Here is a 7711-nt window from a genome sequence, read left to right as displayed (position 1 = left end):
AAAGGCCAAAAGGCAATCGGTCGTGGCTCAGAACGTAGGATGGGTAGAGCCTGCGAAACCCATGCTGATGGTGCTCGGATCGATGGGTTTCGCTCCGCTCTACTGCATCCTACAAAGGCCAAAAAGGCGTCAGCCTTTGAGCTTGGACCAGATGCGGTCCTGCAGCTCGCGGGCCTGGTTGCTGCACTCCTTCTCGGGGCGCAGGCGCTCGGCATAGGCGTCGGGCATGTTGATGGCGTCCATCACGCGCCATTTCTTGTCCAGCAGCGTGTCGCTGTCGATGCCGTTGGCATAGGCGATGGCGTTGGACACGGCGGCAGCGTTCTCGGGCTTCATCATCCAGTCGATGAAGACCTTGGCGTTGCCCGGATGCGGCGCACTCTTGGGCACGGCGAAGTTGTCCTGGAACATGGCCACGCCTTCACGCGGGTAGACGTACTTGATGGTGCTCTTCTGCAGCGTGGCGCGGGCGGTGGAGCCATTCCAGTTCTGCATCATGATCACCTCGCCCGAGGCCATGCGGTCCACGGTGTTGTCGGAGCTGTACATCTTCAGGAAGGGCTTCTGCTTCTGCAGCAATTCGAGGATGCGCTTGGCGTCCTGCGGGTTTTCGCTGCATTCATCCACACCCAGGTAATGGCTGGCGGCGTTGATCACGCTGCTCGGCGTATCCAGCGCGGCGAGCTGGCCCTGCAGTTCGGGGCGCGGCTCGAAGAACTCCTTCCAGGAGTCGTCCAGCGTGCCGCCCGGCACCCGTGCGCTGTCGTAGGAGAAACCGGTGGTGCCCCAGAGGTAGGGCGCCGAGTACTTGCGGCCGGGGTCGAACTCGGGATCGCGGAAGGCCGGTTTCACATGGGCGAAGTTCGGCAGGCTCGGCGCGTCGATTTCCTGCAGGTAGCCCTGCTCGATCAGGGTGCGCATGATCGAGTGCGACGGCACGATCACGTCGTAGGCGGCGCCGCCGGCCTGCAGCTTGGCCAGCAGGGTCTCGTTGCTGTCGTAGCCGTCCATGGTGACCTTGATGCCGGTCTCCTTCTCGAACTTGGCGAGCAGTTCCACCGGGTAGTAGTCGGTCCAGTTATAGAAGAACAGTTCCTTGGGCTCGTCCGCCTGGGCGCAGGCGGCGGCGAAACAGCCGAGGGTCAGACCGGCTACCCCATGACGCAATGCTTTCAACTTCATTGTTTTTCTCTCCGGTTGAAGAACAGGTTGGGCAGAGGTGGAACAGGGATCAGGCGGTGGGTTTGCCCCGCTGGCCGAGCCAGAAGGAGAGCACCACCAGGACGATGGAAATCACCAGCATCAGGGTCGAGATTGCGTTGATCTCTGGGGTTACCCCGGCCTTGATGGCCGAGAAGATGTAGACCGGCAGCGTGGTCGAGCCGGGGCCGGCGACGAAGAAGGTCATGATGAAGTCGTCGAGGCTGACCACGAACGCCAGCACCGCGCCGGACAGCACCGCCGGGAACAGCAGCGGCAGGGTCACCCGGCGGAAGGTGTGGAAGGGGTTGGCGTAGAGGTCGTTGGCCGCTTCCAGCAGGCTCTTGTCCAGGTCGTTCAGGCGCGCGCGAATCGGCAGGTAGGCGAACGGAATGCAGAAGCCGATGTGGGCGATGATCACCGTCAGCAGGCCGAGCTTGATACCAAGCGCCATGAACAGCAGCAGGGTGGCCACCGCCGTGACGATCTCCGGCAGGATCAGCGGCAGGTTGATGCCGCCTTCCACCATCTTCTGCCCGTAGAACGGCCGGTAGGTGGCCAGTGCCGCGAGCAGGGCGATGGCGGTGGCGCAGACGGTGGCGATGCTGGCGACGATCACCGAGTTCAGCGCCGCCGCCTGGATCGACGGGTTGGCGAGAATGCGCCCGTACCAGGCGAAGGAGAACTCGGTCCACACCGTGGCGGTGCGGTTGGCGTTGAAGCTGTAGGCGATCAGCACCAGGATCGGCAGGTACAGGTAGGCCAGTACCAGCAGGCTGGTTTCGCGGGTCAGCGGCAACTTTTTCAGGTGAGAGGCGATCATCAGCGGGCTCCCTGGCGGACGGCCTTGGCGGCTTTCTTGGCGTAGAGGGCGTAGAGCACCAGGGCCAGCAGCATCAGCCCGAGCAGGAGGAAGGACAGCGAGCTGCCCAGCGGCCAGTTGCGCGCGGTGCCGAACTGCTGCTGGATCAGGTTGCCGATCATCAGCGTCTTGCCGCCGCCGAGGATGGCGGGGGTGATGAAGGCACCGAGGCTCGGCACGAACACTAGCAGCGAACCGGCTACCACGCCCGGCATGGACAGCGGCAAGATCACCCGGCGCAGGGCCTTGGCGCGGTTGGCGCCGAGGTCATAGGCGGCTTCCACCAGGCGCCAGTCGAGCTTCTCCAGGGTGGAGTAGATCGGCAGGATCATGAACGGCAGGAAGCTGTAGACCAGCCCGACCACCACGGCGAAATCGTTGTACAGCAGGGTGATGCCGCCGGCCTGCGGGAACAGCGCATTGAGGCTCTGCGCCAGCCAGCCGTGCTCGCGCAGGATGATCAGCCAGGCGTAGTTGCGGATCAGCAGGTTGGTCCAGAATGGGATGGTGATCAGCAGCACCATGATGTTGCGCGAACGTTCGCTGAGGCTGGTCATCCACAGGGCCACGGGAAAGCCCACGAGGAAGCACAGCAGCGTGGTGCCACCGGCCTGCAGCACCGAGCGCAGCAGCGCCTGGGCGTAGACCCAGTTCAGTTCGAGGTTGCCGTCGAAGTCTTCCTGGAAGAACAGCTGCGTGTAGCTCTGCCACTGCCAGTCGGCGCTCCAGTCCACGCCGCCATAGAGGTTGCGCGGCAGCAGGCTGATGTAGCCCATGATGCCCAGCGGAATGGCGATCAGGCAGAGCAGGGTGAGCAGCACCGGCGACAGCAACAACAGCCGGTTGAGGCTGGGGGAAGTGGCGCTGACGCTCATCTCAGGCCTCCATCAGCAGGCAGGCGTGGGGCGGCAGATGCACCGCCACGGGCGAACCCACGGAACGGGCGCTGGTGGCGCCTTCGTTGCTTTCGCGCAGCATCACTTTCACGTCGTTTGCCAGGCGGCACTGATAGAGCGTGGCCGTGCCAACGTAGAGTACGGCTTCGACCACGCCGCGCAGGTGATGCGGCTCGGACGGGTCCACCAGCTTCGAGCGCTCCGGGCGGAAGGCCAGTTGCACCTGGCCAGCGTCCAGGGTCGAGGACGCGCAGGGGATTTCCACCGGCAAACCCTCGGGCTGGAACAGGCTGCCGTTCTGCGCACAGCGCTTGAGCTTGCCGGGGAGGAAGTTGATGTCGCCGATGAAGTGGGCGACGAAGCGGTGCTGCGGGCGTTCGTAGATGTCGTTGGGGGTACCGATCTGCAGGATCTTGCCGGCGGACATCACCGCGATGCGGTCGGAGAGGGTCAGCGCTTCTTCCTGGTCGTGGGTGACGAAGATGAAGGTGATACCGGCTTCCTGCTGCACACGCTTGAGCTCCACCTGCATTTCCTTGCGCAGCTTGAGGTCCAGTGCGGAGAGCGGTTCGTCCAGCAGCAGCACGTCCGGGCGCGGTGCCAACGCACGGGCCAGGGCCACGCGTTGCTGCTGGCCGCCGGAGAGTTCGGCGGGACGGCGGCGGGCCAGGTGTTCCATTTGCACCAGGGCCAGCATTTCCTTCACGCGGCCAGGAATGGCGCTGTGCTCCAGCCCCTGCATCTCCAGGCCGAAGGCGATATTCTCGGCCACGCTCATGTGCGGGAAGAGCGCGTAGTTCTGGAACACGGTGTTGACCCGGCGCTTGTAGGGCGGGAGTTGGTCCACACGCTGCCCGCCAATCTGGATGCTGCCGGAGGTGACCTGCTCGAAGCCGGCGATGGAGCGCAGCAGCGTGGTCTTGCCGCAACCCGAAGGGCCGAGGAGGGTGAAGAACTCGTTGTGGCGGATGCTGACCGAGACGTCGTCGAGCGCTGGCGCCACCTCGGGGTCATCGGTGTAGCGCTTGCTGACGCGTTGCACCTCGATGGAGGACGTGTGCTTCATAATGGTGCATTCCTCTTGTTTTTGTATGCAAAATTTGAATGCAATCTAGAAATACTCGGATTATGCTGACAACGCAACCGGGTTTTTCTGCCTGCCTGTTTCCCGCAGGGCCTAGGTTGCGAACGCATTTACGGAGTCACGAATGGCAGATAAGAAGCTGGAAACCACGGTCGACCGCGTCTACCAAGGGGTTTACCAGGCCATCAGCAACCGCTCGCTGCGGCCGGGTATGAAGCTGGGAGAGGCATCTCTCGCGGAACTGTTCAACGTGAGTCGCACCTCGGTGCGCGCGGCGCTGAAGCAACTGGAGGCAGACGGCCTGGTCTCGTCCGAACCGAACAAGGGCTGCTGGGTGTCGCTGCCCAGCGATGAAGAAATCCGCTCGCTGTTCGAAACGCGGCGGCTGATCGAGATCGGCATCGTCACCGAGCTCTGCCGACGGCGGGACAGCGCGGCCATGCAAGACCTGCGCGAGCACCTGCTGCTGGAAGAAGAAGCCCGGCGCCGCCACGACCACGAGCGGCTGATCCACCTGCTGGGCGAGTTCCACATCAAACTCGCCGAGGCGCTGAACAACCCGGTGCTGCTGGATTGGTTCCGCAAGCTGATTTCGCGCGCTTCGCTCTACGCCGCGGCCCTGGACGACGAACGCCACGACGCCTGCCGCGACGACGAGCACCTGCGCCTGATCGAGTTCATCGAGGCCGGCAACCAGAATGCGGCCATCGAGCTGACCTGCTTCCACCTGGCGGCCATCGAAACCGCCATCGTCGAGTCGGCCGGCAAGCTCAAGGCCAACTACCACCCGCTGAAGCACCTGATCGAGACCTGACCTCGGCATGAAAATCCAGCTGATCAACCCGAACACCAGCGTCGCCATGACCGCCGGCCTGGCCGAAGCCGCCCGCCAGCTGCTGCGCCCCGGCAACCAGTTGCTGGCGGTGACCAACAGCGCCGGCCCGGCCTCCATCGAAGGCCACTACGACGAAGCGCTCTGCGTGCCCGGGTTGCTCCAGGCCATTCGCGATGGCGAGCGGGACGGTGCCGAAGGGCATGTGATTGCCTGCTTTGGTGATCCGGGCCTGCTGGCGGCGCGGGAGATCGCACGCTTCCCGGTCATCGGCATCGCCGAAGCGGCCATGCACCTGGCCACCTGGGTGGCGACAGGCTTCAGCGTCGTCACCACCCTGGGCCGCACCAAGGTCATCGCCCGCCACCTGGTGGAACGCTATGGCTTTCACCAGCACTGTCGGGGCATCCACGCCGTGGAAATCCCGGTGCTGGCGCTGGACCAGGACCCGGACGGGCTGTTCCGCCTGATGCGCACGGCCTGCCTCGACGCGCTGGCGCGCGATGAATCCGGCGCCATCGTCCTTGGCTGCGCCGGCATGAGCCACCTGGCGCAGGGGTTACAGGAAGAACTGGGCGTGCCGGTGATCGACGGCGTCAGCGCCGCGTTGAAGATGGTGGAAATGCTCGGCGAACTGCGTCTCTCCACCAGCAAACGCGGCGACCTCGACTTCCCCCTGCCCAAACCTTACGCGGGATTCCTGCGGGGCTTCGCCGTCGGCGCCTGATTGCTCACCAAGGGTGAAACCTTGTAGGCGCGAATTCATTCGCCAAGCAGGTCGAAGACCTGCCCGTATGAGCTGGCTTGCCAGCGAAGCGGGGCCATTCGCTGGCAAGCCAGCTCCTACAAGGCTCTTGGCCCGATGGTTAATCTCTCGCAACAGCTAACGCAGACATAGCGAATGAATTCCCCCTCACAGGGTCAGGTTGCCGGGGCGAGGCCCTGCCCCTCGAACAACTCCGCCACATCCGTTACCCGCACCCAGCTGCGGCCCTGCCACTCCATCAGGCTGTACTCCTTGCCCTGCCACTCCACCCGGCGATGGCGGGGCAGGTGCGGGTGGGCGGCCGAACGCAAGGCGGGCACCACTTCGCCGGTGAACCACTGCCGCAGGCTGCGGTTTTCCGGGTGGTAGTAGTTCGTCCTCAGCACCTCGCACACGGCGCTTTCGCTGATCAGCAACTGCTGCTCGAAGTCGCCCTTGGGCTTCTGCAGGGTTTCCATGCGCCACTGGTCGCGGTCGAGTTTCTCGGCGAGGCGTTCGTTGAAATGGCAATTGGTCAGGGCGCCGAGGTCGCGGGCCACCACCCAGGCCTGATCATCGATCAGCAGGGCGCGCAGCGGGCGGCGATAGCGATGGAAAACGGTGGGTACGAAATAGTCGTGAGACATGAGCAGACTCCTTCCTGGTATCGGGGAGCCGCCACCTGATCCTTGCTGTATGAGGGTGGCGGACCGTACGAGGTGTGGAATCCCGGCACAAAGTTAAGCCGGTGGGCTTGCGCCCCCCTCGCACGGTCCGCCATAGACAACCAGTGACATTGAATGAAACGTCCATTCGCCGTCGCTGCTATGGCGTATGTGCCTCAACTTTGTTCTCGGGATTCCACTCCCAGCCACGCCCAAGGGCATGACGGTGGGAGACGCTACAGATCGGCCTTGTAGGCCGGCAATGACCAGGTCGGGTAGGAATTCTCGGAAGAGCCGGGGCATCGATTCGCCCGGCTCCGATGCTCGGGAAAGGACTACATCGTGCTGCCGTGAGCCGAATAAAGTCGCTAATCGGCTCAACGGCTGGGGCAGGTCGTTGCGCCGCATTCACGGCAAGGGCGCGGGCGTCCCGTTCAGCCAGCCGTACAGGCGCTCCGTATCCTCGCGCCGACACAACTCGCTGCCTTCGACCATGATCGCCGCCGTCCCGGCCGCCACGCCGTAGCGCGCTGCTTCACGCCAGTCCGCGCCGGCTGCGAGCTTCAACAGCATGGCCGCCACCAGGCTATCGCCCGCGCCCACGGTACTGCGCCGGGGCACCGTGGGCGCGGGAATGCGCTCACAAACGTGCGGCGTCACCAGCAAGGCACCCTGCGGCCCCAGCGACACCAGCACCGCCTCGCAGCGCCCCTCGGCCAACAGATCCCACGCCACACGGGCGAGCTGCTCCGGGCCGGCGATCGGGTGGCCGACCAGCGCCGCCAACTCCTCCAGATTCGGCTTGATCAAGGCAAGACCGCCGCAGTCCAGCGCCTCCCGCAGTGCGCTGCCGGAACTGTCCACCACACAGCGGCTGCCGCGTTGCTGGGCGCTTCGCAGCAGGCGCGCAAGAAACCCCGCAGCCAGACCTTCCGGCAGGCTGCCGCTGATCACCAAAAACTCCGGCACCGGCAGCGCCTCCAACGCAGCCAACAGACCCGTCTGCTCCGCGTCGCTGAGCGGGCTGCCCGGCAAGACAAAGCGGTACTGCTGGCCGTCAGCCTGATTGGTCAGGTTGATGCACTCACGCGTCCAGCCGGCCACCGGCACCGCCTCGCAGGCCACGCCCTCGGCCTCCAGCAGCTCCACCAGATGCTCCCCCGTAGAGCCCCCGACCGGAAACAACGCCAACGCCTCCCCACCCAGCCGCCGCAGCGCCCGCGCCACATTGATCCCACCACCCCCCGGCGCATAAACCGGCGCGCTGCAACGCAGCTTGTCATTGGGACACAGACGCGGCACCCCCGTCGCCAGATCCAGCGCGGGGTTGAGTGTGAGGGTGACGATGCGGTGGGCGATCATGCCGAACGACCTCCAGCTGCCGGGCGGCAGCCTTTGGGTTCAGCGTAGGTGATGGCAGGAGGCGG

The 7711-nt window shown here is 64.8% G+C and carries 8 protein-coding genes; 2 read left to right on the top strand and 6 right to left on the bottom strand.

Annotation, left to right across the window (positions count from 1 at the left end):
• Window positions 1-129: 129 nt before the first annotated feature.
• From G559_RS0126380 to G559_RS0126365, 4 genes are read right to left on the bottom strand one after another with little or no spacing between them, the layout of a single operon-like run.
• Window positions 130-1182, bottom strand: a complete 1053-nt coding sequence (locus G559_RS0126380) for an extracellular solute-binding protein (RefSeq protein WP_028631103.1) — start codon at window positions 1180-1182, stop codon at window positions 130-132.
• Window positions 1183-1231: 49 nt separating this feature from the next.
• On the bottom strand, window positions 1232-2023 hold the full coding sequence (locus tag G559_RS0126375) for an ABC transporter permease (RefSeq protein ID WP_028631102.1): 792 nt from the start codon (window positions 2021-2023) through the stop codon (window positions 1232-1234).
• Window positions 2023-2937, bottom strand: a complete 915-nt coding sequence (locus G559_RS0126370; RefSeq protein ID WP_028631101.1) for an ABC transporter permease — start codon at window positions 2935-2937, stop codon at window positions 2023-2025. The genes G559_RS0126375 and G559_RS0126370 overlap by 1 nt, the downstream gene beginning before the upstream one ends.
• 1 nt (window position 2938) lies before the next feature.
• Window positions 2939-4024, bottom strand: coding sequence for an ABC transporter ATP-binding protein (locus G559_RS0126365; RefSeq protein ID WP_028631100.1), 1086 nt, complete (start codon window positions 4022-4024; stop codon window positions 2939-2941).
• A 142-nt stretch (window positions 4025-4166) separates the two neighbouring features.
• On the opposite strand from G559_RS0126365, the gene G559_RS0126360 reads away from it, so the two are divergent.
• Both G559_RS0126360 and G559_RS0126355 read left to right on the top strand, forming a co-directional pair.
• Window positions 4167-4856 (top strand): GntR family transcriptional regulator, encoded by a 690-nt coding sequence (locus G559_RS0126360; RefSeq protein WP_028631099.1) that lies wholly within the window; start codon window positions 4167-4169, stop codon window positions 4854-4856.
• A 7-nt stretch (window positions 4857-4863) separates the two neighbouring features.
• On the top strand, window positions 4864-5601 hold the full coding sequence (locus G559_RS0126355) for an aspartate/glutamate racemase family protein (RefSeq protein ID WP_028631098.1): 738 nt from the start codon (window positions 4864-4866) through the stop codon (window positions 5599-5601).
• Between the two features lie 194 nt (window positions 5602-5795).
• On the opposite strand, the gene G559_RS29410 is transcribed toward G559_RS0126355, so the two are convergent.
• Together G559_RS29410 and pfkB are read right to left on the bottom strand one after the other, a co-directional pair.
• The gene (locus G559_RS29410) at window positions 5796-6266 is read right to left on the bottom strand and encodes a BRO-N domain-containing protein (protein ID WP_036997925.1); all 471 of its coding nucleotides are present in this window, start codon (window positions 6264-6266) and stop codon (window positions 5796-5798) included.
• Window positions 6267-6692: 426 nt separating this feature from the next.
• The gene (gene pfkB / locus G559_RS0126345; protein WP_028631097.1) at window positions 6693-7646 is read right to left on the bottom strand and encodes a 6-phosphofructokinase II; all 954 of its coding nucleotides are present in this window, start codon (window positions 7644-7646) and stop codon (window positions 6693-6695) included.
• Window positions 7647-7711 lie beyond the last annotated feature (65 nt).

The organism is Metapseudomonas resinovorans DSM 21078 (assembly GCF_000423545.1).
Classification (GTDB): Bacteria; Pseudomonadota; Gammaproteobacteria; order Pseudomonadales; family Pseudomonadaceae; genus Metapseudomonas; species Metapseudomonas resinovorans.
The sequence above is the reverse complement of the archived record's forward strand: the minus strand, read 5'-3'. Positions and strand labels throughout refer to the sequence as shown.

Excerpts from the sequence above, each read along its gene's own strand:
- G559_RS0126380 (WP_028631103.1), bottom strand. The coding sequence starts at position 1,182 with ATGAAGTTGAAAGCATTGCGTCATGGGGTAGCCGGTCTGACCCTCGGC.
- G559_RS0126375 (WP_028631102.1), bottom strand. The coding sequence starts at position 2,023 with ATGATCGCCTCTCACCTGAAAAAGTTGCCGCTGACCCGCGAAACCAGC.
- G559_RS0126370 (WP_028631101.1), bottom strand. The coding sequence starts at position 2,937 with ATGAGCGTCAGCGCCACTTCCCCCAGCCTCAACCGGCTGTTGTTGCTG.
- G559_RS0126365 (WP_028631100.1), bottom strand. The coding sequence starts at position 4,024 with ATGAAGCACACGTCCTCCATCGAGGTGCAACGCGTCAGCAAGCGCTAC.
- G559_RS0126360 (WP_028631099.1), top strand. The coding sequence starts at position 4,167 with ATGGCAGATAAGAAGCTGGAAACCACGGTCGACCGCGTCTACCAAGGG.
- G559_RS0126355 (WP_028631098.1), top strand. The coding sequence starts at position 4,864 with ATGAAAATCCAGCTGATCAACCCGAACACCAGCGTCGCCATGACCGCC.
- G559_RS29410 (WP_036997925.1), bottom strand. The coding sequence starts at position 6,266 with ATGTCTCACGACTATTTCGTACCCACCGTTTTCCATCGCTATCGCCGC.
- pfkB (WP_028631097.1), bottom strand. The coding sequence starts at position 7,646 with ATGATCGCCCACCGCATCGTCACCCTCACACTCAACCCCGCGCTGGAT.